At 73.4% G+C, this 21,897-nt stretch carries 19 protein-coding genes and 1 tRNA gene; 6 read left to right on the top strand and 14 right to left on the bottom strand.

Going from position 1 to position 21,897, the window contains the following annotated elements:
* Nucleotides 1-78: 78 nt before the first annotated feature.
* From ABZ318_RS08425 to ABZ318_RS08410, 4 genes are all read left to right on the top strand, one after another.
* A complete protein-coding gene (locus tag ABZ318_RS08425; protein ID WP_356901702.1) occupies nucleotides 79-252 on the top strand; it encodes a hypothetical protein in 174 nt (57 codons plus the stop codon).
* A gap of 81 nt (nucleotides 253-333) precedes the next feature.
* Complete coding sequence (locus ABZ318_RS08420) at nucleotides 334-1,536, top strand: DNA polymerase III subunit delta' (protein ID WP_356901701.1); 1,203 nt, start codon at nucleotides 334-336, stop codon at nucleotides 1,534-1,536.
* Between the two features lie 62 nt (nucleotides 1,537-1,598).
* A complete protein-coding gene (locus tag ABZ318_RS08415; RefSeq protein WP_356901700.1) occupies nucleotides 1,599-3,143 on the top strand; it encodes an alpha/beta hydrolase in 1,545 nt (514 codons plus the stop codon).
* An 85-nt stretch (nucleotides 3,144-3,228) separates the two neighbouring features.
* Nucleotides 3,229-3,302 (top strand) — tRNA-Thr (locus ABZ318_RS08410).
* Between the two features lie 178 nt (nucleotides 3,303-3,480).
* Here ABZ318_RS08410 and ABZ318_RS08405 read toward each other — a convergent pair.
* Nucleotides 3,481-4,557, bottom strand: a complete 1,077-nt coding sequence (locus ABZ318_RS08405) for a CaiB/BaiF CoA-transferase family protein (RefSeq protein WP_356901699.1) — start codon at nucleotides 4,555-4,557, stop codon at nucleotides 3,481-3,483.
* 153 nt (nucleotides 4,558-4,710) lie between these two features.
* On the opposite strand from ABZ318_RS08405, the gene ABZ318_RS08400 reads away from it, so the two are divergent.
* Entirely contained in the window at nucleotides 4,711-5,130 is a 420-nt protein-coding gene (locus ABZ318_RS08400; protein WP_356901698.1) for an organic hydroperoxide resistance protein, read from the top strand.
* Nucleotides 5,131-5,241: 111 nt separating this feature from the next.
* On the opposite strand, the gene hemL is transcribed toward ABZ318_RS08400, so the two are convergent.
* From hemL to ABZ318_RS08340, 12 genes are all read right to left on the bottom strand, one after another.
* Nucleotides 5,242-6,579, bottom strand: coding sequence for a glutamate-1-semialdehyde 2,1-aminomutase (hemL, locus tag ABZ318_RS08395; RefSeq protein ID WP_356901697.1), 1,338 nt, complete (start codon nucleotides 6,577-6,579; stop codon nucleotides 5,242-5,244).
* A 92-nt stretch (nucleotides 6,580-6,671) separates the two neighbouring features.
* Nucleotides 6,672-8,726, bottom strand: coding sequence for an acetate--CoA ligase family protein (locus tag ABZ318_RS08390; protein ID WP_356901696.1), 2,055 nt, complete (start codon nucleotides 8,724-8,726; stop codon nucleotides 6,672-6,674).
* Nucleotides 8,723-10,033 (bottom strand): glutamyl-tRNA reductase, encoded by a 1,311-nt coding sequence (gene hemA, locus ABZ318_RS08385; protein ID WP_356901695.1) that lies wholly within the window; start codon nucleotides 10,031-10,033, stop codon nucleotides 8,723-8,725. The genes ABZ318_RS08390 and hemA overlap by 4 nt, the downstream gene beginning before the upstream one ends.
* A gap of 118 nt (nucleotides 10,034-10,151) precedes the next feature.
* Nucleotides 10,152-11,180, bottom strand: a complete 1,029-nt coding sequence (gene hemB, locus ABZ318_RS08380; RefSeq protein WP_356901694.1) for a porphobilinogen synthase — start codon at nucleotides 11,178-11,180, stop codon at nucleotides 10,152-10,154.
* A 6-nt stretch (nucleotides 11,181-11,186) separates the two neighbouring features.
* Nucleotides 11,187-11,996 carry an aspartate/glutamate racemase family protein gene (locus ABZ318_RS08375; RefSeq protein ID WP_356901693.1) on the bottom strand — a complete coding sequence of 270 codons (810 nt, stop codon included), beginning with the start codon at nucleotides 11,994-11,996 and terminating at the stop codon, nucleotides 11,187-11,189.
* A 96-nt stretch (nucleotides 11,997-12,092) separates the two neighbouring features.
* Nucleotides 12,093-13,301 (bottom strand): FAD-dependent oxidoreductase, encoded by a 1,209-nt coding sequence (locus ABZ318_RS08370; RefSeq protein WP_356901692.1) that lies wholly within the window; start codon nucleotides 13,299-13,301, stop codon nucleotides 12,093-12,095.
* Complete coding sequence (locus tag ABZ318_RS08365) at nucleotides 13,298-13,951, bottom strand: arylmalonate decarboxylase (RefSeq protein WP_356901691.1); 654 nt, start codon at nucleotides 13,949-13,951, stop codon at nucleotides 13,298-13,300. Before ABZ318_RS08365 ends, ABZ318_RS08370 begins: the two co-directional genes overlap by 4 nt.
* A 178-nt stretch (nucleotides 13,952-14,129) precedes the next feature.
* The gene (locus ABZ318_RS08360; RefSeq protein ID WP_356901690.1) at nucleotides 14,130-14,669 is read right to left on the bottom strand and encodes a LuxR C-terminal-related transcriptional regulator; all 540 of its coding nucleotides are present in this window, start codon (nucleotides 14,667-14,669) and stop codon (nucleotides 14,130-14,132) included.
* A 124-nt stretch (nucleotides 14,670-14,793) separates the two neighbouring features.
* Nucleotides 14,794-15,759 (bottom strand): DMT family transporter, encoded by a 966-nt coding sequence (locus tag ABZ318_RS08355; protein WP_356901689.1) that lies wholly within the window; start codon nucleotides 15,757-15,759, stop codon nucleotides 14,794-14,796.
* A 170-nt stretch (nucleotides 15,760-15,929) separates the two neighbouring features.
* The gene (locus tag ABZ318_RS08350) at nucleotides 15,930-16,931 is read right to left on the bottom strand and encodes a LysR family transcriptional regulator (protein ID WP_356901688.1); all 1,002 of its coding nucleotides are present in this window, start codon (nucleotides 16,929-16,931) and stop codon (nucleotides 15,930-15,932) included.
* A gap of 25 nt (nucleotides 16,932-16,956) precedes the next feature.
* Complete coding sequence (locus tag ABZ318_RS08345) at nucleotides 16,957-17,874, bottom strand: TIGR03619 family F420-dependent LLM class oxidoreductase (RefSeq protein ID WP_356901687.1); 918 nt, start codon at nucleotides 17,872-17,874, stop codon at nucleotides 16,957-16,959.
* The gene (locus tag ABZ318_RS08340; RefSeq protein ID WP_356901686.1) at nucleotides 17,858-19,063 is read right to left on the bottom strand and encodes an MFS transporter; all 1,206 of its coding nucleotides are present in this window, start codon (nucleotides 19,061-19,063) and stop codon (nucleotides 17,858-17,860) included. Before ABZ318_RS08340 ends, ABZ318_RS08345 begins: the two co-directional genes overlap by 17 nt.
* 228 nt (nucleotides 19,064-19,291) lie before the next feature.
* Between ABZ318_RS08340 and ABZ318_RS08335 the strand changes: the two genes are divergently transcribed.
* Entirely contained in the window at nucleotides 19,292-20,977 is a 1,686-nt protein-coding gene (locus ABZ318_RS08335; protein WP_356901685.1) for a glutamate--tRNA ligase family protein, read from the top strand.
* Between the two features lie 84 nt (nucleotides 20,978-21,061).
* Here ABZ318_RS08335 and ABZ318_RS08330 read toward each other — a convergent pair whose 3' ends face one another.
* Entirely contained in the window at nucleotides 21,062-21,586 is a 525-nt protein-coding gene (locus tag ABZ318_RS08330; RefSeq protein WP_356901684.1) for a LuxR C-terminal-related transcriptional regulator, read from the bottom strand.
* Between the last annotated feature and the right edge of the window lie 311 nt (nucleotides 21,587-21,897).

Here is a 21,897-nt window from a genome sequence, read left to right as displayed (position 1 = left end):
ACGGGACGGAGGCCAGGATCGAAGAGCCGTCGGAACCGCGACGGCGAACTCCCGGAAACCGCCCCACGGAGGCATCCCATGCGCGTCCTTCTCTGGCTGCTGCTCACCGCGAGCGTCCTGGCCAACGTCTTCGTCAGCTCCTTCGCCGGCTGGACCGGTGCCCTCCAGATCGCCGGAAGCGCCGGCACGGGAGCGGTCCTGCTCGGCTCCGCCGTCGGCCTGTGGCTGACCCGGCCCCGCGGCGAGGCCTGAGGGGGAGGGGTTTTCCACAGGCCGGCGGGGGCTGTCAGAGCGCTGCCCCACAATGGAGGACGTACCTGAGGAGGGGCAGACATGGCCGTATGGGACGACCTGGTCGGACAGACCCGGGTCGAGGAGCAGCTCGCCGCCGCCGCGCGCGACGCCGACGCGCTCGTCACCGCCCACGCGGCCGGCGGGCCGGACCCCGAGGCCTCCAAGATGACCCACGCCTGGCTCTTCACCGGCCCTCCGGGCTCGGGCCGGGCGACCGCGGCGCGTGCCTTCGCCGCCGCGCTGCAGTGCGTGAGCCCCGACCGGGCGCTCGGCGGGGCCCCGGGCTGCGGCTTCTGCGACGGCTGCCACACGACCCTCGTCGGGACGCACGCGGACGTCGAGATCGTCCGTACGGACCTGCTGTCCATCGGTGTGAAGGAGACCCGCGACCTCGTCCGGCGCGCCCAGCTCTCCCCGGCGGGCGGTCGCTGGCAGGTCATCGTCCTGGAGGACGCCGACCGGCTCACCGAGGGCGCGGGGAACGTGCTCCTGAAGGCCGTCGAGGAGCCCGCGCCGCGCACGGTCTGGCTGCTCTGCGCGCCCTCCCTGGAGGACGTGCTGCCCACGATCCGCTCCCGCTGCCGCCACCTGACCCTGCGCACCCCGCCGGTGGAGGCCGTCGCCGACGTGCTCGTGCGGCGCGACGGCATCGAGCCGGAGGTGGCGCACGCCGCGGCCCGCGCCACCCAGGGGCACATCGACCGGGCGCGGCGGCTCGCCACCGACGAGCGGGCCCGCGCGCGCCGGTCCGTCGTCCTGAAGCTGCCGCTGCGGGTCGACGACGTCGGCGGCTGCCTCAAGGCGGCGCAGGAGCTGGTCGACGCGGCCGCGGAGGACGCGAAGCAGCTCGCGGAGGAGGTCGACGTCAAGGAGACCGAGGAGCTGAAGGCGGCCCTCGGCGCGGCGCAGGGCGGGCGGATGCCGCGCGGCACGGCCGGGGCGATGAAGGAGCTGGAGGAGCGGCAGAAGCGGCGCAGGACGCGGACGCAGCGCGACAGCCTGGACCTCGCGCTCACCGACCTGACCGGCTTCTACCGTGACGTCCTGGCCCTCCAGCTCCGCTCGCGCTCGGCGTTGGCGAACGCGGACGTGCGGGACGCGCTGGAGCGGATCGCCCGCGACACCACCCCGGAGCGGACCCTGCGCCGCATCGAGGCGGTCCTCGCCTGTCGCAAGGCCCTCGACCGGAACGTGGCGCCGCTGCTCGCGGTGGAGGCGATGACGATGGCGCTGCGGGGCTGACCCCGGTGGGCCGGCCCCGGGCGATTGGACACGGTCCGTACCGCTGCGGATACGCTCCGGGGATGGATTCCAGGCGCTTGCTCCGTACGTCCGCCACGGCCCTCGTGGCCGCCGGGCTGGTCCTCTCCGGCTGCTCGGGCGGGAGCGACGCCGCCGCGCCCCGGACGGCCGCGCCGGCACCCTCCTCCGCGCCCGAGGCGCCGAAGCTGAAGAAGTACTACGAGCAGAAGCTGAAGTGGCGCGACTGCGGCGTCGAGGGTTTCCAGTGCGCCACCCTGCGCGCCCCGCTCGACTACGCGAAGCCGGACGGGGAGGAGGTCGAGCTCGCGGTCTCCCGGGCCCGGGCCACCGGCCCCGGCAAGCGGCTCGGATCGCTCCTGGTCAACCCGGGCGGGCCCGGCGGCTCCGCCGTCGGCTACCTCCAGGGGTACGCGGGCATCGGATACCCGGCGCCCGTCCGCGCCCGCTACGACATGGTGGCCGTCGACCCGCGCGGCGTGGCCCGCAGCGAGCCCGTCGAGTGCCTGACGGGCCCGCAGATGGACGCGTACACGCAGGTCGACCAGACCCCCGACGACACGGCGGAGATCAACGCGCTCAGCGCGGCCTTCAAGGACTTCGCGGCCGGCTGCGAGAAGAAGTCGGGGAAGGTCCTGCCGCACGTCTCCACCGTCGAGACGGCCCGCGACATGGACGTCCTGCGGGCGGTGCTCGGCGACGGGAAGCTCACCTACGTGGGGGCGTCGTACGGCACGTTCCTCGGCGCCACCTACGCCGAGCTGTTCCCCGACCGGGTCGGCCGTCTCGTCCTCGACGGGGCGATGGACCCCTCGCTCTCCGCGCTCGACCTCAACCGGGACCAGACCGGCGGCTTCGAGACCGCCTTCCGCGCCTTCGCCGCCGACTGCGTCCGCAAGCCGGACTGCCCCCTGGGCACCGGGTCCGTCGCCGCGGCCGGGGAGGCGATGAAGAAGTTCTTCCGCGACGTGGACGCCGAGCCCGTGCCCACGGGGGAGAGCCGGAAGCTCGGCGAGTCCCTCGCCACCACGGGTGTGATCGCCGCCATGTACGACGAGGGTGCCTGGCCCCAGTTGCGCGAGGCCCTCGCCCAGGCGATGGGCGGCGAGGGCTCCGGGCTGCTCGCGCTGGCCGACAGCTACTACGAGCGCGAGACGGACGGCACGTACGCCAACCTGATGTCCGCCAACGCGGCCGTGAACTGCCTGGACCTGCCGCCCGCCTACCGTGACGCCGCGGCCGTCGAGAAGGCCGTCCCGTCCTTCGAGAAGGCCTCCCCGGTCTTCGGCGCGGGCCTCGCCTGGGCCGCCCTCAACTGCACCTACTGGCCCGCCCCGTCCACCGGCCGGCCGCACCGCATCACCGCCGAGGGCGCCGCCCCGATCCTCGTCGTCGGCACCACCCGCGACCCGGCCACCCCGTACCGCTGGGCCCGGTCCCTGGCCGACCAGCTCTCCTCCGGCACCCTGCTGACCTACGAGGGCGACGGCCACACCGCCTACGGCCGGGGCAGCGACTGCATCGACACCGCGATCAACGCCTACCTCCTGGAGGGCACCCCTCCGGCAGACGGAAAGCGCTGCTCGTAGGCCTGATCCGGGGGTGGTCGGAGCACCTCCGGAAACTGTGTAGACTTGGCGACGCTGCTGCACCCACGATGGGTCTGCACAGCACGCCGCCTTAGCTCAGTTGGCCAGAGCAACGCACTCGTAATGCGTAGGTCTCGGGTTCGAATCCCGAAGGCGGCTCAGCGAAACCCCAGGACTCACTCGCCGTGACCTGGGGTTTTGTGTTTTCCGGATCAGTCCGTCGTGGCGGAGGGGGGCGAGCGTCCCCGAGCGGGGCCGGCGGGTCCCGTCGAGGGGCCTGGGCCGGGCAGGTGGTGGACCGGAGCCCGCCGGGGAACGCTCGCGCGCATGCGTACCGTCAGGCGGGCACGCCCCAGTCCCGCAGCACCCGCTCCGTGTCGTCGCCGGGGTGCGGGGCCGGTCGGGGAGCGGCCGCCGGGGTGCGGGAGAAGCGCGGTGCGGGCGCCGGTTGCGGTCGGCCCGAGACCTCCACGAAGGTCGTGCGTTCGCGCAGGGCGGGGTGCTCCGCGGACTCGTCCGGGGCGAGGACGGGGACCACGCAGGCGTCGTGCTCCGAGAACACCTTGGCCCAGTGGTCCCTCGGGCGGGCGCGGAAGGCCGCTCCGATCCGGTCCCGCAGCGCGGGCCAGGCGCTCTTGTCGTCGCGGTCGGGCAGCTCGTCGGCGTCCAGGCCGAGCTGGGCGACGAGCACCTGGTAGAACCGCGGTTCGATCGCGCCGACCGCGACGCTCAGGCCGTCCTCGCAGGCGTACGTGGTGTAGAACGGCGCATCGGTCACGGTGACGTTGCCGGGGTTGTCCCGCCACTGCCGGACCATCACCTCCAGCAGGGCGGCCCCGTCGACCATGGCCGCGTCGACCGTCTGGCCGCGCCCGCTGCGCGAGCGCTCGTGCAACGCGGCCAGCACGCCGAGGACCTGGAGCATCCCGCCGCCCGCGAAGGTGGAGAGGTAGGTCGACGGAGGCGCCGGCCGGGCCGGGACGTCGGAGGGGTCGGCGTCGCTGTCGAGCAGTCCGGCCAGGGCGAGGAAGCTGAGGTCGTGTCCCGGGCGCTGCGCCCACGGCCCGGTCTGTCCCCACCCGGAGACGCGGGCGTAGACGAGTCCCGGATTGGACTCGGCGAAGGACGCCGGGCCCAATCCCAGACGCTCCGTCGCGCCCGGACGCAGGCCTTCGAGCAGTACGTCGGCACGGTCGACGAGGGCACGCACCCGGCGCACCCCCTCGGGGTCCTTCAGATCGGCCGTGACCGAACGGCGGGAGCGGCTCAGCGGGTCGGCCGGGCCGAACGCGCCCGCGCCCGGGCGGTCGATGCGGACGACGTCGGCGCCGAGGTCCGCGAGGAGCGTGGCGGCGAAGGCGCACGGGGCGCCGCTCGCCAGCTCGACCACGCGTACTCCGTGCAGTGGGCCCATGGGGTCCCTCCCCTTTCCAGGAATTTCCAACGAATCGGTTGAGAGTGCTGCGTCGATGTCTTGTTCGGGCTTCCGTATGGCTCGGCCCGGTTTTCCTTGCCACCCTTCCGAGTGCTTTTCCTCCATTTCCCCGCCTACGAAAGGGCAGGAATCGTGACGGTTCTCTACACCGCCGAAGTCGTGTCGTCCGGCGACGGCCGCACGGGCCGGGTCAGTTCCTCCGACGGTGTGCTCGAGCTGCGGCTCGACGCGCCGAAGGAAGTGGGCGGCGCGGGCGAACGGACCAACCCGGAGCAGTTGTTCGCGGCCGGCTACGCGGCCTGCTTCCACAGCGCGCTGCGCCTGTCCGCGCGCGAGGCGCGGGTGGTGCTCGGCGGGGAGCCGACCGTGACGGCCCGCGTCCACCTGGAGCGGGACGACTCGGGTTACGGCATCAGCGCGGACCTGACCGTGCGGCTTCCGGGGGTCGCCCCGGAGACGGCCCGGGAGCTCGTGGACCGGGCGCACTCCCGCTGCCCGTACTCCCGGGCCGTGCGCGGGAACATCAGGGTCGGGATCGAGCTCGTCGACTGAGCCCGTGCGCCCCGTGCGTGCCGCCGAGACCGGGTCGGACCCCGTGTCGGCGGCACACGCGTGCCGGGCTCCGGTCAGGCCGTCGGGGGCACGGCCCGCGCCGGGCTCCGGTCAGGCCGTCGGGGGCACGGCCCGCGCCGCGGCCTTCGCGGCCCGGGGGAGGGCGGCGACGACCCGGTCGACGGCCCGGTCGTCGTGCGCGGCCGACACGAACCAGGCCTCGAACGGGGACGGCGGCAGGTACACGCCCTGGCGCAGCATCTCGTGGAAGAAGGCGCGGTAGCGGAAGGCCTCGGTGGCCCTGACCTGGTCGTAGTCGGTGACCGTCCGTTCGGAGAAGAACACCGAGAACATGGTTCCCGAGTACTGGAGGCTGTGGGGGACGCCCTCCGCGCCCAGGGCCTTGGAGACCTCGGCGCCGATCGTGTCGGACACGGTCCCGAGGCGCTCGTAGACCTCGTCGGTGCAGTGGCGCAGGGTCGCCAGGCCGGCCGCGGTGGCGACCGGGTTCCCGGCGAGGGTGCCCGCCTGGTAGACGGGCCCGGCTGGGGCGAGATGGGCCATGACGTCGGCGCGGCCGCCGAAGGCCGCGGCCGGGAAGCCGCCGCCCATGACCTTGCCGTAGGTGAAGAGGTCCGCCGCCACGCCGTCGCGGCCGTACCAGCCGGCCCTGTCGGCCCGGAAGCCCGTCATGACCTCGTCGGAGATGAAGAGGGCGCCGTGGCGCCGGCACAGCTCCTTCAGACCCGCGTTGAAGCCCGGCAGCGGCGGGACGGCGCCCATGTTGCCCGGGGCGGCCTCGGTGATGACGCAGGCGATCTCGGAGCCCTGCTCGGCGAAGACGCGCTCCACCGCGGCCAGGTCGTTGTAGGGCAGGACGAGGGTGTCGGCGGCCTGGGCGCCGGTGACGCCCGGGGTGTCCGGCAGGGTGAACGTGGCGAGGCCCGAACCGGCGGCGGCGAGCAGCGCGTCGACGTGCCCGTGGTAGCAGCCGGCGAACTTGACGATCTTCGAGCGGCCGGTGAAGCCGCGGGCGAGCCGGATCGCCGACATGGTCGCCTCGGTGCCGGAGGTGACGAGGCGTACCTTCTCCACGGGGGCGACCCGGGCGACGATCTCCTCGGCGAGGGCGATCTCGCCCTCGGTGGCCGTGCCGAAGGAGGTGCCGGCGGAGAGGGCGGCGGTGACCGCCTCCAGGACCGCCGGGTGGCGGTGGCCGAGGATCATCGGGCCCCAGGAGCAGATGAGGTCGACGTACTCGCGGCCCTCCACGTCGACGAGGTACGGGCCCTGCGCCGAGGCCATGAAGACGGGGGTGCCCCCGACGGAACCGAAGGCGCGCACCGGCGAGTTGACTCCGCCCGGGATGACGGTCGCGGCCCGCTCGAAGAGCGCCGCCGAGTCGGCACCGGTGGCGGTGGGGACGGTCGGAAGGGTGGGTGAGGACATCGGTCGGTGCCTTTCGCGGTCGCTGAGAGTGGGGTGGGGAGGGAAGGGGAGCCGACGGGGGGATGTCGTCGGCTCCCCTGGCCGAAGGGGCGTCAGGCGGCCTGGTCGCCGCCCTCGGCGGTGAAGGCGGCGTCGAGGACGACGACGCCGTTCGGCAGCACCCGTACGGGGTTGAGGTCCAGCTCGAAGTCGCCCGGCCAGGTGCTCACCGCGTCGGAGAGCCGGTGGAGCAGATCGGCGAGGGCCCCGGTGTCGAGGGCCTGCGTGCCGCGCGCCCCGTGCAGCAGGGCGGCACCGCGCAGTTCGGCGATCATGCGCTCGGCGTCGCCCTCGGCCAGCGGTGCGACCCGGTGGGACACGTCGTCGAGGAGCTCGGTGAAGATGCCGCCGAGGCCGACGGTGAGGACGTTGCCGAGCGGGCTGGTGCGAACGCCGACCAGCACCTCCACCCCGTCCTCGGCGAGCTCCTCGACCAGGACCTCGCCGCCGAGCGCCGCGAGGTCGCGGAACGCGGCCGGGGCCTCCTGCCCCCCCACTCCGACGCGGACGCCGCCCGCCTCCGACTTGTGCAGCAGTCCGGGCACCACGGCCTTGAACACGGCCTCGCCGCCCAGCTCCCGCACCAGCGCGGCGGCGTCGTCGGCGTCCCGGGCGATGCGGCCCTTCGGCACGGGGACGCCCGCGCCGGCGAGCAACGCCTTCAGCTGGGGCTCGGTGGCGTCGGCCGCCGGTGCCGGAAGCGGCTCCGCGGTGGCGGCCGGGGTGCCCTGCGGGCGCGGCCGGCTGACCTGCCACAGGGCCGAGGCGGCCTTCAGCGCTCGCGCCGGGGTCGGGTAGTCCGGCAGCTGTGCGTCCCGGAGCATGGCGGGGGCGTCGGGGGCGAGGAAGTCGGCGCCGGTACGGGCCACCAGGATCGGCTTGCCGCCCTTGCGGGCCGCCTTCGAGAGGGCGGTGACCGCCTTCTCCACGTCCGGCCCGGCCATCACGCAGAAGCAGGCGATGATCAGGTCGACGGAGTCGTCCGCGATCAGCACGTCCAGCGACCGGTCGAAGAGCGAGGGGTCGCTGAGCACGGTCGCGGTGATGTCGACCGGGTTCTGCACCGCGCCGAAGGGCGGGACGATCTCGGTGAGGGCCGCGATGCTCTCCTCGGACAGTTCGCTCAGCTCCAGGCCCGCGTCCTCGATGGCGTCGGCGGCGAGGATGCCGGAGCCGCCGGAGGTGGTGACCACGGCCACCCGCGGGCCCTTCGGGCGCAGCGGGAACTCGAACGCGTGGGCCACGTCGAGGAGTTCGTCGATGTCGTCGACGCGGACGATGCCCAGCTGGCGCAGGGCGGCGTCGAGCACCCGGTCGTCGGTGGCGAGGGCGCCCGTGTGGGAGGCCGCGGCGCGTCCGCCGGCCTCGGTGCGTCCGGACTTCAGGAGGGCGACCGGCTTGCCGGAGGCGCTGAGGGCGCGGAGGGTCTCCAGGTCGGGCACGTCCTCCAGGTAGCCGAGGAGGCCGTGGCACTCGGGCTCCTCGGCCAGCTCGCGCAGCACCTCCAGGGCGGTGACGTCGGCGTCGTTGCCGGTGCTGACCACCCAGCCGGGGCGCAGCCCGCGTTGGAGGGCGAGGCTCGCCGCGCCGAAGCCGAGGGCGCCGCTCTGGCTGACGAAGCCGAGGGTGCCGGGCTCGAAGGGGACGCTCTCCGCACCGAAGAGGGGGCTGAAGGTCGCGAGGACGCGGTTGTTGAAGCTGACGGCGCCGATGCAGTTCGGGCCGATCAGCCGCAGTCCGCCGGCCCGGGCGCGGGCGACGGTCTCCTCCTGGAGTGCGGCCCCTTCGGGGCCGGTTTCCGCGAAGCCGGAGGAGGCGATGATGGCGAGGGGCACGCCGGCGGCGACGCAGTCGTCGACGGCGCCGGCGACCCGGTCGGCGCCGACCATGATCAGGGCCAGGTCGATCGGGCCGGGCGCCTCCGTGACGGACGTGTACGCGGGGACGCCGAGGATCTCGCCGCCGCGCGGGTTGATCGGCAGGACGCGGCCCTTGTAGCCGTGCCGCAGCAGGAAGTCCATGGGCTTGCGGCCCAGGGCGCCGGGGCGCTCGGTGGCACCGATGACGGCGATGGACTCGGCGTTCCACAGGGCGGAGACTGCGCTCATGCCATGACCTCCTGGGCGAGTGCGGGCTGCGGGGTGAAGAGGGCGTGCAGGGCGTCGACGTAGACCTCGCCGTCGGGGCGGCCGGCCAGTTCGCGGGCGCGGACCGTGGGCTGGTGGAGCACCTTGTCGACGATGCGCTGCACGGTCCGGGAGACTTCCTGCAGGGCGTCGCCGTCGATGCCGTCCAACCGCTTGCTGAGCCGGTCGAGTTCGGCGTCCGCGGCCTCGGTGGCGCTGGCGCGCATCGCGGCGAGGATCGGGGTCGCCCGGGCGGCGCGGCGGGCGGCCTTGAGGTTCTCGACCTCGCTGTCGATGATGCGGTGGGCGGCCTCGACGCTGGCGACGGAGAGTTCGTCGTCGCCGCCCTCCTCCGCGATGCGCTGGAGGTCGACGAGCGTGACGCCGGGGACCGCACCGGCCGCGGGCTCGATGTTGCGGGGCAGCGACAGGTCGAGCAGGTACAGGGCGCGTCCGCCGCGTGCGGCCATGGCGGCGGCGACGGCGTCGGCCCGCAGCAGGGGTTCGGTGGCCGCGGTGCAGCTGACGACCACGTCGATCTCGGTGAGGAGTTCGGGGACGGCCTCCAGCGGGTAGCCGCGGCCGGCGGCGGTCTCGGCGAGGCGCTGGGCCTTCTCGGGGGTGCGGTTGGCCATGTGGACGGTGCTCAGGCCGGAGCGGCGCAGCGCCGCGAGGACGACGCCGCCGAAGGAGCCGGCGCCTATGACGAGGGCGGTCTTCCCGTCGAGGGAGCCCACGAGCCGCTCGAAGAAGGAGATTCCGGCGGTGGCCAGGGAGCGGCCGGCCTCGTTGAGGCCGGTCTCGTTGCGGGCCCTCTTGCCGGCGCGGAGCGCGGCCTGGACGGCCTGGTTGAGGGTCTTGCTGGTGGATCCGGTGCGCTGGGCGCGGTCCAGGGCCTCCTTGACCTGGCCGAGGATCTGGTCCTCGCCGAGGACGACCGAGTCGAGCCCGGAGGCGACCTGGAACAGGTGGCGCAGGGCGTCGTCGGCACGGCGCACGTACTGGTACGGGGTGAACTCCTGGGCTCCGACGCCGGTGTGCTCGGCGATCAGGCGGTCGAGGAGGGGGACCGGGTCGGTGTCCGGGGCGGCCTCGACGTACACCTCCATCCTGTTGCAGGTGGACAGGACGAGGGAGGAGGCCAGGCCTTCGGTGCCGGCGATGGCCTGCGCCAGGTCGTCGAGCGGTTTGGGGCTCTCGTAGAGCTGTTCCAGCAGGTCGAGGGGGGCGGTGGCATGACTGATGCCCACCGCCAGGAACCGGTTGTCGTCCGGTGTCGTTCGTCGCACAGTCCTTACACCTTCGGGGAGAGGGCGGGCGCGGATGATGAGGAGACAAAGGGGTGCGGCCGACGGCCCCGGGCGGGATGGTGCGGGCGCCCGGGGGCCGGTACGCGACGGGCGGGGCTCAGCGGCCCAGACGGGGGGCGAACTCGGTGGCCCAGTAGGTGATGATCTGGGAGGCGCCGGCCCGGTGGATGGACGTGAGGCTCTCCACGATGGACTCGTCGCGGTCGAGCCAGCCGCGGGCGGCGGCGGCCTCGATCATCGAGTACTCGCCCGAGACCTGGTACGCGGAGACGGGCACGTCGACGCGCTCGGCGATGAGGCGGACGATGTCCAGGTAGGCCAGGGCGGGCTTGACCATCACCATGTCGGCGCCCTCGGCCAGGTCGAGGGCGACCTCGCGCAGGGACTCCCGGATGTTGCCCGGGTCCTGCTGGTAGGTGCGCCGATTGCCCTGGAGGGAGGACTCGACGGCGTCGCGGAACGGCCCGTAGAAGTGGGAGGCGTACTTGGCCGAGTAGCCGAGGATCGCGACGGTGTGGTGGCCCGCGGCGTCCAGGGCGGCGCGGATGTGACGCACCTGGCCGTCCATCATGCCGCTGGGCGCGACGATCTGGGCGCCCGCCTCGGCCTGCACGACGGCCGCCTCGGCGTAGAGCCGCACGCTGGCGTCGTTGTCGACGTCCCCGTCGGGGCCGAGGACGCCGGTGTGGCCGTGGGTGGTGTACTCGTCGAGGTTGATGTCGCCGATGACGACGGTGGAGTCGCCGACCTCGGCGACGACGTCCCGGAGGGCGACCTGGAGGACGCCGTCGGGGTCGACCGCTCCCGATCCCTGGGGGTCCTTCTTGTCGTTCTCGGGGATGCCGAAGAGCATCAGCCCGCCCACTCCGGCGGAGACGGCCTCGGCGGCGGCCTTGCGCAGGGAGTCCCGGGTGTGCTGGAAGACGCCGGGCATGGAGGGGATCTCACGGGGCTCGGCGAGGCCCTCGCGCAGGAACAGCGGCTGTATCAGGTTGGCCGCGTTGACCTGGGTCTCGGAGGTGAGCCGGCGCAGCTGCGGGGTGCGGCGCAGGCGGCGGGGCCGGTGCAGCGGGGCGGCGGCGGGGGTGCTGAAGGGGGCGACGCCGATGGAGGACTGGATGGACATGGGGAATCACGCTCCTTGGAGGGTCGAGCCGAGGAAGACCTTTTCGAGGTGGCGGGAGATCTCGGCGGGCGGCCGCTGGAACCAGTAACCGGCCCCGGATCGGGCGAATATGCCCAACTCGCCCATGGCGACGATGAGTTCGGCCACCTTGACGGCGAGTCCCGCCGGGTCGACGACGGGCATGCCGTGCAGCTCCCGGATGCCCAGGTGCCAGAGGATCTCGTTGGGGATGCCCTCGGCGGGGACGATGATCTCCGCGCCCGCCGCGCGGGCGCGGGCGGCGGCCTCGCTGTAGACGGTGACGAACTGGTCGTAGTCGCCGTCGAGGGCGCGGTGGACGCCGTCCCAGCCGCCGGGGACGACTTCGTACGCGGAGAGCGAGCGCTCCAGGCCGTAGCGGGTGATGTTGGCCCGGATGGGCTCTTCGAGGGGCGGCATGAAGCCGAGCAGCCCGAAGCGGTGCCCGGTCATGGCCGACAGGAAGAACGCGGTCTCGCCGTATCCGAGGGTGGGGACGGCGGCGAGGTGGCGTGCGTCGCGGAGGCCGGGGTCCTGCCCGGCGGCCGTGATCCAGGCGTCGTAGCCCTGGCGCTCGGCCTCCAGGGCCGCGTGCGCGAAGTGCTCGCTGAAGAGCACCTGGGCGGCGTGGTGGCCGACGAGCCCGAACGGGGTGTTGTCGGGGTACGTGTCGGCCGGCAGCGTCTTGATGTCGATGGTGGTGCCAGGGGCGGCGATCGCGTCCAGGTGCTCGCGATACCACTGGTCGAGCAGTGGCAGCCGTCCCTCCACGGTGTGTTTGTGGAACCAGAGGCGCATGGCGCTTCCGTCCTCTCTGTGGGTGGGCGGGACATGAGGGTGCGGACGATCGGGTGTGGCTGTGGGGGGCGTGGGGGTGCGGGGGTCCGGCGGGGCTCAGGGGGTGAGCTGCCGGGGGCGGGGGGCGCAGTCCAGGAGGGAGGCCGCGAACAGGTAGTCGGTGACGCGGGCCGGATCGGCGGCGATCCGGCCGATGCCTTCCAGGGCGCGGCGCAGCCCGGCCGCGTCGTCGATGCCCGCGGTGCGGGCCTCGCTGCGCGGGATCACCTTGTCCGTCACGGCCGACCGCCGTTCGGCGGCCACGCCGTCGAGGATCCGCTCGTCGGCCTCGCCGTCGTGGATCCGGGTGAGCGCGCGTCCCCAGGCGACCGCGTCGTGCAGCCCGCAGTTCATGTTCATGCCGCCGGCGGTCGAGGTGAGATGGGCGGCGTCCCCGGCGAAGAGGACGCGGCCCGCGCGGTAGTGCGGCAGGACGTACGACGCCAGCCGGTAGGTGTGCGCGTCGGCGAGCTCGATCGCCGTGGCGCGGGAGGGCAGGGCCCGCTCCAGCAGGGCGCGCACCGCGGGTCGTTCCACGACCTGCTCGCGCGGCACGTCCGCCGGAATCCGGAAGATGAGTCGCCAGTGGTCGGGCATGCCCAGGACGCTGAACGACAGACCGGGGTCGCGGACGTAGGCCAACGGCGCCAGTCCGGGAAGGAGTTCGTCCAGGGCCGTGGTGGTCACCACCCGCAGGGCGTACCAGGGGTATTCGGTGGCTTCCGACGGCAGCCCGAGGGCGGCGCGGACCGTGCTGCGGCTGCCGTCGGCGGCCACGACGTGTCCGGCGTCCAGGGTCGTGCGGGCTCCGGCCGGCCCGTCGATCCGGAGGCGTACCGCGTCGTCGCCCCGGGGGCCGGCGTCGACGACGGTGCTGGAGAAGCACACCTCGGCGTGCGGGTGGGCCTCCAGTGCCGCCAGCAGCAGGGGGGTGAGGCGCGACTGCTCGACGTGCACCCGGTAGGGATGTGCGGTGTGACCCGTCAGCGTGTCGTAGCGCATCCGGTGCAGCACCCGCTGTTCCAGGTCGCGCCACTGGATCTCGTGGACCTCCCGGCCCGCCGTGCGCAGCGCGGACGCCACGCCGAGCTCGTCGAGGAGGTCGAGGGTGGAGGGGTGGAAGGTGGAGGCGCGGGAGGCGGTCGACAGGCCGGGACCGGAGTCGAGCACGGTCACCGGAACCCCGCCCCGGGCCAGGACCAGGGCCGCGGTGAGTCCGACCGGCCCGGCTCCCACCACGACCACCGGACGGCGGCGAGCGCTCACTTCGTCACGCCGGCGCGGTCGGCGAGCCGGCGCAGCAGCCCGGTCTCCTCCGCGGGGTCGGTGGGCAGCCCGGTCTGCTTGAGCGCCCAGCGGGCCGAGCAGATGTTGGAGGTGAGCAGGACCCGGTCGTTGCCCTCGCCGATCCGGGCCAGGGCCTCGAAGGTGAACATGCCGGTACCGGTGAAGAGCAGGGCCCGGTCGTCGCCGAGACCGGCGTCGGCGACCTGGCGGACCAGGTCGTCGGTGCTGACGTCGTACGGCGAGAAGCGGTCACCGGCCTTGACCGGGACGACCTGTGAGACCGTCAGGCCCGCGTCCTCCCAGAACGTGCGGGACAGGTCGGTCAGCCAGGGCGCGTACGGCGAGACGAGCACGATGTCGCGGATGCCGAGGTCGGCGCAGGTGTCGAGGGTGGCGAGGGTGGAGGAGGCCACGGGGTGGCCGCCGGCTTCCCCGAGCTTCTCGCACAGCGCCCGGTCGCCCTCGGGGCCGAGGAGGTAGTGGGAGCCGCTGCAGGCCACCACGGTCGCGCCGAGCTTCAGGCCGCCGAATCCGCCGACGACCTCGTCGAGGCGCTCGTTGTACGTGTCGAGCCGCTCGCGCAGGCTCATTCCCGGCAGGACCGGGAAACGCGAGGTGTGCACGTTCATTGCGGGCCGGACGAGAGCTCCGATTTCCGGTTCGGCGGCCGCATTTCCGGAAGGAACGACCACCCCGACGCGTTCCGCAGAATGCAAGGACATCTGTTTCCCCTTTTCCACGACGTTTCCTGACGGCTGGGATCGTCGGAAACGCTAGGTCTCGGGGTGATGCCGGGGCACTACGGAATCACGCAGTGAGCCGTACCCTGTGCGGAATTCCGTAGCGGGGGTCGGACGCCCCGATGGCGGTGGCGAGCTGGGCCCTGCGGTGGATCGACAACTTCCGGTACATGCGGGTGAGGTGCTGCTCCACCGCGCGGCACGAGACGTTCAGCTCCTCGGCGATCTTCTGGTTGGTCATGCCGGAGACCACCATGCGGGCGATGCGGGACTCGTGCGGGGTGAGCGGGCCGACGGGGGCGGCCGCGGGGCCGTCCGGCTCGCGTCCGGTGAGCGCGTTGTGCCCGTACTCGACGGTCCAGGAGCGGACCCTCGTCCGGGCGACGAGTCCTTGTCGCACCAGCGGATCGCCCCGCAGCACCCGGTGGAGCGACACCTCGTCCTCCACGGCGAGCACGAGGATGTCGCCGTCGCCGGCCCCGGCGGGGCCGCCGCCCAGGAGGATGCCGCGTCCCGTCAGGGACCGGAGGTGGGCGAGGTGTTCGGACCAGGCCTGGCGCAGGCGGGACTCGGCGGGGTGGAAGGTGCGTTCGACGACGTACGGCATGGGTGGGTCACCTCAGCGGGTCGGTGGGGGCCGTGGGCGCCGGAACCCCCGGTGGAACGGCGGGACCCGGCGGGCCGTGGTGGTACCGGCCGGCCGGGTCCCGCCCGGGTGTCGGGCTCCGGGCTCACTTGGTGCCGGCGACGGGGGCCGTGCGCTGGGCCGGCGCCGCGGTGCCGGTGCTCCGGGAGGACGTGTCGGCGAGCTCGCCGGACGGCTTCTCGGCCGGCTTGCGACGGAGGAGTGCGGTCGCGGCGAGCACCGCGGCGGTGCCGAGCAGCACGGTCCAGCTGAGCGACTCGCCGAGGAAGACGGCGCCGAGGACCACGGACACGACGGTCATGAGGTAGATGACGGTGGCCGCCGCCGCCGGACCGTCCTTGGTGATGATGACCGTGTTGAGCAGCACGGCGAAGCCGGTGCACACCACGCCGAGGATGATCAGGGCGATCGTGGAGTCGGTGCGCCACTCGACGGGGTCGAGTCCGAGGAACGGCACCGCGAGGAGCGTGAGCAGGGCCGCGATGCTCAGCTGTCCGCCGGCCAGCATGAAGATCGGGATGCCGCGGCCGGCCAGGAAGCGGCCGACGTAGGCGAAGCTGCTGCCGAAGCTGATGGCGCCGAGGACGAAGAAGACGATGCTGCTGGTGGAGGCGTGCGTGCCCGGGTCCCAGGGGGCGGCCACCAGGACGATGCCGAGCAGGCCGATGGCCATGCCCCAGACGCGCCCGGCGCCCAGTCGCTTCTCGCTGCCCAGGAGCACGGCCGCGCCGAGCGTCCAGACCGGCCCGGTGCCGCTGACGATGCCGGCGACGTTGCTGGAGCCGTCGACCTCTCCCTGGGCGAAGAGCAGCCAGGGGACGGCGTTGCCGAGCAGCGCGGCCACGGTCATGTGGCCGAGCGTCGCCTTGTCCCGGGGGAGGCGCTGGCCCTTGGCGAGGCCGATGGCCATCAGGACGGCCGCTCCGAGGACGAGCCGGACGAAGACCATCTCGACCGGCGAGAAGCCGTAGCCGGAGATCTTGATCCACAGGAAGACGGAACCCCACAGCAGGCTCAGTCCGGACAGTCGTAACAGCGCGCCCGTTTTCATGGTCGGTCCTCACATTCGATGCGGACGGGAGAAAGGAACGAGGGGAGCGGGGAGGGACGGAAATGCGTCCGTCGACCCGCTTCGAAAGCGTCGCTCCGGGGACTGCTCCACGTCCAGCAAGGGAATTTTCCGATGAATGTGAAGGGCGACTGAATGTTTCGATCGGAAGGCTACGAGGTCCCCTGGCCTTCGTTTTCCGGTACGGGGCTGCCGTTCAGTTCCGTTTCCGCGGTCCGGGCCGCCTCGCGCAGGGCGTCGAGGACGGCCGCGATCTGCGGCATGCCGCCGCTGCCGGAGCGCACGGCGGCGAACACCCGTCGCGAGGGCGCGTCCTCGAGCCGCCGGATCACCACACCGGGCCGGGAGCCGCGGCGGGCCAGCCGGGGCACGAGGCAGATGCCCAGCCCCTCGCGGACCGCCGCCAGGGTGGCGTCCCATTCGCCGATGACGTGCGTGGCCTGCGGGGTGAAGCCGGCCGCCGCGCAGGCCGCCAGCGGGATCTCCTGGCACATGCCGACCGTGGCGAAGATCCACGCGTCCTCGGCCAGGTCCGCGAGCGCCAGTGCGGGCACCCGCGCCCGCGGATGCTCCGCGGGCAGGGCGACGTCGAACACCTCCGTCATCAGGGGGTGCTTCTCGAAGCGGCTGTCGAAGGCGGGCAGGGCCGGGGACTCCACGGCGATGACCACGTCGGTGCGGCCCTGTTCGAGGAGTTCGAAGCTGGCCGGGGGATCGACCTCGGCGAGCTTCGTCCGCAGCCCGGGACGGTTCCGCTTGACGATGCCGGCGGCCGGGAGGATCAGGGGCGCGAGGGTGGTGCCGAACCCGGAGACGGAGACCTCGCCCCGCTCGCCGCCGCCGTACTCGGCCAGGGAGCGGTGCAGCCGGTCGACGCACGCGAAGATCTCCTCGGCGCTCCTCAGCACCAGCTTCGCCTGGCCCGTCAACCGCAGCCGCCGGCCCACCGGTTCGGTCAGCGGCACGCCCAGTTCCTTGGCCAGTCCGGCGAGTTGCTGGGAGACCGCCGAAGGGGTCAGGTGCAGCGCGGCCGCCACGGCGCTGACCGTGCCCCGCCGGTCCAGCTCCACCAGCACCCGCAGCTTGCGCAGATCGGGTTCGCTGCCGTACGGCCTGGCCGCCACCCATCCCTGGTTCCCGGCGGGGTGTGCCATGTCCTCATCCATGTCTGGCGCAACGTCAGCGCAGCCGTCCGTGTTCCAGATCGATCACCTCGTCCGCCAGCAGCTCGAACGCGGCGAGGTCGTCCTTCGCGGACGCGGCGGTGCGCACCTGCGCGGGGAACGTGGGGTCCAGGACGACCGCCTCCGCACCGAGCCGTTCCAGGAGGGCCAGGTCGTCGTGGATCTGCTCCAGGTTCCCCTCGCCGAGGACCCGCCCCGCCGACAGCGGGCGATCGGTCAGCCGGAGCTTGATCCGCGGCGCGAGTGCCGGTACCGCCCGGCCCAGCCGCTCGGCGGTGTGCCGCAGGGCGGGCAGTCCGACGTGCGTCAGCCAGTCCGCGGTGACCGAGGTGGGATGCCAGGCGTCGCCGTACCGCACGGCCCGCCGCAGGGCGCCCGCACTGTGCCCGCCGATCCAGACCTCGGGCCCGGACGGACGCACCGGCCGGGGCCCGGTGCGCACGGGGCCGAAGGAGACGAACTCGCCGTCGTGGGCGATGACGTCCTCGGTCCAGAAGGCCCTCATCACGCGCAGGTACTCGTCGCTGCGGGCACCCCGGCGGGCGTACGGCACGCCGAGTGCCGCGAACTCGCCCGGCGCCCAGCCGGCGGCCGCGCCGAAGACGAACCGGCCGCCGCTGAGCTGGTCGATGTTGGCCACCTGCCGGGCCACCAGGAGGGGGTGCCGGTACGGCAGGATGGCCACGGTCGTCCCGAGGCGCACCCGGCTCGTGGTCCCCGCGAGCCAGGCGAGCACGGTGAACGGGTCGTAGAACGGGGCCGGGAACAGGCTCTCCACGTCGGTCGTGCTCGCCACGTGGTCGGAGACCATCAGCTGGTGGTAGCCGAGGGCCTCCAGGCGCCGCGCCCAGTCCAGCATGCTCGTGGGCGTGGTCGCCGGGCCGTAGTTGGGCAGGTTAGCTCCGAACCGCACTGGAGTCTCCGTTCTGTTCGAGCCCCGGGGACGACGCCGGGGCCGGGGCGGGGCGGGGGGCGGCCGGCGGGCGCCGGCGGACGAGGACGTGCAACAGACAGGCGGCGGCCGCGGCGACGGCCGCCGCCGACGGCAGGTGGGACGGGCCGACCCCGACGGCGAGCGCGGTCCCGCCGAGGGCCGCGCCGGCCGATCCGCCGAGGTAGGTGGCGGAGCTGTTCAGGGCGAGGACGGCAGCGCCTCCGGACGGCCGCAGGCCGAGCAGCCGGTGCTGCTGCGGCACCACGAACGCCCAGCCGACCGCGCCCCACAGCACGAGCACGGGGAGGACGGCGGTCCCGCTCAGCAGCGGCAGTGCCGCGAGGCCGAGGGACAGTGCGGCGAGCAGCACCGCCACATGGACGCCGGGCCGGCCGGTGCGGTCCAGCAGCGGGCCCACGAGGAAGCTGCCGACGACCCCGCCCGCGCCCCACAGCCACAGCGCCGTCTGGTGCGCGGTGACGCCGGACGCGTCGAGCACCGGTACGAGGTAGGTGTAGAGGCCCAGGCTGGCGACGGTCTGCAGAAAGGTCGTGAGCACCGCGGTGACCACCCGGCCGTCGGTCAGCTGGGCGCCGCGCTCGCGCAAGGACGGCATGGCGGCTCCGGCGACGTCCGGAAGGAGGGCCAGCGAGCCGGCCAGCGCCAGCCCGCCGATCGCGGTCACCAGCCACAGGGCCGACCGCCAGCCGGTGTGTTCGGCGAGAAGGAGTCCGGCGGGGACCCCGAGCACCGTGCCCGAACTCAGCCCGCCGAGGACCACGGTCAGCGCCCGCCCGCGCCGCTCGGGGCCGGCCAGCACCGCGGCCGCGGTCGCCGCGACCGGCATGAACACCCCGGCGGCCACCCCGGCGAGGCCGCGCGCCACCATGAGCGCCGGCAGCGAGGACACCACCGCCGTGGCGGCGTTGGCCAGGCAGAACAGGCCGAGCGCGCCGAGCAGCACGTGCCGGACGCCCCACCGGCCGAGGGCCGCGCCCACCAGTGGGGCGAGGAGCGCGTAACAGAGCATGAAGACGGTCACGAGCTGGCCGGTCACCGACTCGGGCTCGTGGAGGTCCCGCCCGATCGCGGGCAGGAGCCCCGCCGTCACGTACGAGTCGGTTCCCACGGCCAGTGCTCCCAGGCCGAGCAGCAGCACGCGCAGCACGTCCTGCCTCCTTTCCCGTCGCCGTCGCGGTCGCGTCCAAGACTCGCGCGGCGCGGGGCGTTCGGGGGGAGGCCGCGGCCCCGGGGGTACGGGTTCCCACACATCCGCGTCACCCGTCCGGCCGAACCGGGGCCGTGGCGCCCTAACGTCGACGTCCCGACGCGGCCGTGGGCACCAGGCCGCCGCACCGAGGCACCGTACCGAGGCAACGCGACGGAAGGACGAACCATGCAGGACCGTGACCTCATCGACTCCTGGTTCCCCGCCGACCTGCTCCCGCCCGCCCACTGGGAGCGGCACTACGCACCGCGGGAGCTGCCGGCACAGGCCCGGGTGACCCGGTTCGCCCCGAGCCCCACCGGCTCGATGCACCTGGGCGGGTTGTACGTGGCGACCCTGGCGCGCGACCTCGCGCACCGTTCGGGCGGGAGGTACCTGCTCCGGATCGAGGACACCGACCAGGAACGCGAGGTCCCGGGCGCCGCCGAGGAGTTCGCGCGGGTCTTCCGCTACTTCGGGCTCGAACCGGACGAGGGCGAACCGGACGAGGGCGAACCGGACGGCCCCTGGGGCCCGTACCGGCAGTCCGACCGCGCCGCCGTCTACCTGTCGTACCTGCGCGAACTGGTCCGCGACGGGCGGGCCTACCCGTGCTTCTGCACGTCCGGTGAGCTGGAGCGCAACGCCGACGAGCAGCGGCGCACCCGGTCCCCGCTCGGCTACTACGGCAAGTGGGCCCGCTGCCGCTCGCTCTCCCTCCGGGAGGCGGACGCCCGGATCACGGCCGGGGAGCCGTACACCGTCCGGTTGCGCTGCCCCGTGGGGCTGCCGGGCCGGGTGCGCTTCCGCGACCTGGTCCGCGGGACGCTGACCATGCTGGACAACGGCAACGACGTGGTCCTGTTGAAGTCCGCCGACGCCGCAGGGCGCCGGCTGCCCACGTACCACCTCGCGCACGTGGTGGACGACCACCTGATGCGGGTGACCACCGTGGTGCGCGGTGACGAGTGGATCTCCTCCCTGCCCCTGCACCACCAGCTGCACCGCGCCCTCGGTTTCGAGCCGCCCGAGTACGCCCACATCGCGCCGCTGATGAAGCTGGACGGCAGCAGCCGGCGCAAGCTCAGCAAGCGGAAGGACCCGGAGTCGGCCGCCGGCTTCTACGTGGCGGCCGGGTATCCGCCGCAGGCCGTCGAGCACTATCTGCGCGGTCTCGCCAACAGCCGTCTGGCCGGTCTGCCCACCGGGCAGGCCCTCGCCGAGCCGGTGCGGCTCGGCGAGATGGGAACCGCCGGCCCCATGGTGGACCTGGCCAAGCTGCGCTCCCTCAGCCGGGACCACATCGCCTCGCTGACGCCGAAGGAGGCGCTGGCGCGGCTGAGCGACTGGGCCGTCGTGCACGACCCCGAGCTGCACGGCCTTCTCGCCGCGCGTCCGGACCGGGCCGTGGCGGCGTTCGAGATGGCGCGGCGGGGCACCGGCACGCCGCGCAAGGACCTGGCGTGCTGGTCCGAGTTCCGGACGGCGTACGGCTTCTGCTTCCCGGAGCTGCACGAGCTCGTGGAGCGGCCGGACGACGCCCGGCTCGGCGGGCTGCCCGAGCCGGTGGTCGTCACCCTGGCCTCGGACCTGGCCGCCGACTACCGGCACGCCGGGACGCCGGAGGAATGGTTCGGCGTGGTGCGCGCGGTCGCCGAGCGGCACGGTTTCGCTCCGGACGTCCACGTGTACGAGGCGGCGCCCGAGGCGTACGACGGCTCGGTCCGGGAGGTGGCCAACGTGCTGCGGGTGTGCCTGACGGGCAGTCGGCGCAGCCCCGATCTGTTCCAGGTGGCCCAGTGCCTCGGTGAGGAGGAGGTGCTCCGTCGGCTCAGGCCGCTGGCCGGCAGGGCGGTGGCCTGCGCCGCACGCTGAGCACGTTCTCCGGGCACGACGGGACGGCGGCTCGCCGGGGCGAGCCGCCGTCCCGTGTGCGGGGCGAGGGCGCGATCGTGCCGCTCAGGCCGCGGGGACCTCCTCCGCCCGGAGCGCCACCGCCAGCTGCGCACGACGGCTGATCGACAGCTTGCGGTAGATGCGGGTGATGTGCTGCTCCACGGCGCGTGGGGACACCGCGAGCCGCTCCGCGATCTGCCGGTTGGTCAGTCCCTCCAGCATCATCCGGGAGACCCGCCACTCATGGGCGCTCAGTCGGCCGGCCGGATCGGCGCCGGTGTCGGCGCCCGTGGCACGGGGCGGCCCGGGATCTGCTCGCTCCTCCGCGCCGAGCAGGTTGTCCAGGCCCTGGACCGTGACGCTCAGGGTCAGGCGCTCCTGGGTGTACGGGTCGGCGCCGAGCACCCGGTGGACCGTGTCCCGGTCACTGGCCCTCAGGACCAGGACCTCCCGGCTGCCCTCCTCCAGGGTGCCTCCGCCGAGGAGGACGCCCTGGTGGAGAAGTCTTCGCCAGTAGCTCTGGTGGGCTGAGCGAAGCCTGTGTAATCGGCCATCGTCCAGGAACGCACGGCTGACGAGAAAACGCACCGTTACCGCCTTCTGACGTGTTGTCCGGTATCCGCACGACGGTCTCTCCGCCGAGGGAGCGAGGCTTCTTACATTAAGGTGCAACTTTGCCCTGCGATTCAATATTTAGTGCTCCAGGTCACATTCGGTGATCGATTCACGACGTTCCCGGAGTGTCGAAACGGCCGAAAGGGTGTGAAGAGGGCGTGAAGGGCGTGCAAAGGAGACCTGAAGAGCAATCTTGACCTCCAGTGCAGATTTGCATCAGAATCACCGACGCGAGGCCCGCACGCCCCCCACGGTCCGTTTCCTTGCCCGCCCTCCTCAGATGG

This window comes from Streptomyces sp. NPDC006197 (assembly GCF_040613865.1).
Taxonomy (GTDB): domain Bacteria; phylum Actinomycetota; class Actinomycetes; order Streptomycetales; family Streptomycetaceae; genus Streptomyces.
This window is presented reverse-complemented; position numbering and strand designations above follow the sequence as displayed.

Bases quoted from the DNA above. Each gene is read 5' to 3' on its own strand.
- ABZ318_RS08425 (WP_356901702.1), top strand. From the start codon at position 79: ATGCGCGTCCTTCTCTGGCTGCTGCTCACCGCGAGCGTCCTGGCCAAC.
- ABZ318_RS08420 (WP_356901701.1), top strand. From the start codon at position 334: ATGGCCGTATGGGACGACCTGGTCGGACAGACCCGGGTCGAGGAGCAG.
- ABZ318_RS08415 (WP_356901700.1), top strand. From the start codon at position 1,599: ATGGATTCCAGGCGCTTGCTCCGTACGTCCGCCACGGCCCTCGTGGCC.
- ABZ318_RS08405 (WP_356901699.1), bottom strand. From the start codon at position 4,557: ATGGGCCCACTGCACGGAGTACGCGTGGTCGAGCTGGCGAGCGGCGCC.
- hemL (WP_356901697.1), bottom strand. From the start codon at position 6,579: ATGTCCTCACCCACCCTTCCGACCGTCCCCACCGCCACCGGTGCCGAC.
- ABZ318_RS08390 (WP_356901696.1), bottom strand. From the start codon at position 8,726: ATGAGCGCAGTCTCCGCCCTGTGGAACGCCGAGTCCATCGCCGTCATC.
- hemB (WP_356901694.1), bottom strand. From the start codon at position 11,180: ATGTCCATCCAGTCCTCCATCGGCGTCGCCCCCTTCAGCACCCCCGCC.
- ABZ318_RS08375 (WP_356901693.1), bottom strand. From the start codon at position 11,996: ATGCGCCTCTGGTTCCACAAACACACCGTGGAGGGACGGCTGCCACTG.
- ABZ318_RS08365 (WP_356901691.1), bottom strand. From the start codon at position 13,951: ATGAACGTGCACACCTCGCGTTTCCCGGTCCTGCCGGGAATGAGCCTG.
- ABZ318_RS08360 (WP_356901690.1), bottom strand. From the start codon at position 14,669: ATGCCGTACGTCGTCGAACGCACCTTCCACCCCGCCGAGTCCCGCCTG.
- ABZ318_RS08355 (WP_356901689.1), bottom strand. From the start codon at position 15,759: ATGAAAACGGGCGCGCTGTTACGACTGTCCGGACTGAGCCTGCTGTGG.
- ABZ318_RS08350 (WP_356901688.1), bottom strand. From the start codon at position 16,931: ATGGCACACCCCGCCGGGAACCAGGGATGGGTGGCGGCCAGGCCGTAC.
- ABZ318_RS08335 (WP_356901685.1), top strand. From the start codon at position 19,292: ATGCAGGACCGTGACCTCATCGACTCCTGGTTCCCCGCCGACCTGCTC.